Origin of the sequence: Vibrio sp. 10N.222.55.C7, assembly GCF_041473335.1 — a bacterium.
Lineage (GTDB): Bacteria > Pseudomonadota > Gammaproteobacteria > Enterobacterales > Vibrionaceae > Vibrio > Vibrio crassostreae_C.
This window is the reverse complement of the sequence record NZ_JBFRSC010000084.1, coordinates 1-253: the sequence shown is the minus strand read 5'-3', so window position 1 is coordinate 253 and position 253 is coordinate 1. Positions and strand designations below refer to the sequence as shown.

Annotated in this window: 1 protein-coding gene; it reads right to left on the bottom strand. The window is 44.7% G+C overall.

The annotated features are described in order from the left end of the window. Window positions 1–253 (bottom strand): helix-turn-helix domain-containing protein (locus AB4482_RS22585; RefSeq protein WP_372181753.1); only part of this gene is annotated, 253 nt, incomplete at both ends.

The window sequence follows — 253 nt, the reverse complement described above, 5'->3', positions numbered from 1 at the left end:
CCATGACGAGTTGCCTTAGCTCTTCCCATTTCACTGACGGTACAACTTGTCGAAGTCGGCGTTTATCTATCTCTTTAATGGTGTGCCAATGTACGCTCGTTAACTGGGAGATATGCTTAATGGGAAGAAGAGGCAGCAGTTGTTCTATATAACTTTTTAGGCGCTTCGTGATGCGAGCATAAGGCTCTAGCCAAGATAGAGACTCTGTTTTTATGCCGCAGTCACGACACTTAATTCTTCGTGTTTGAACGGA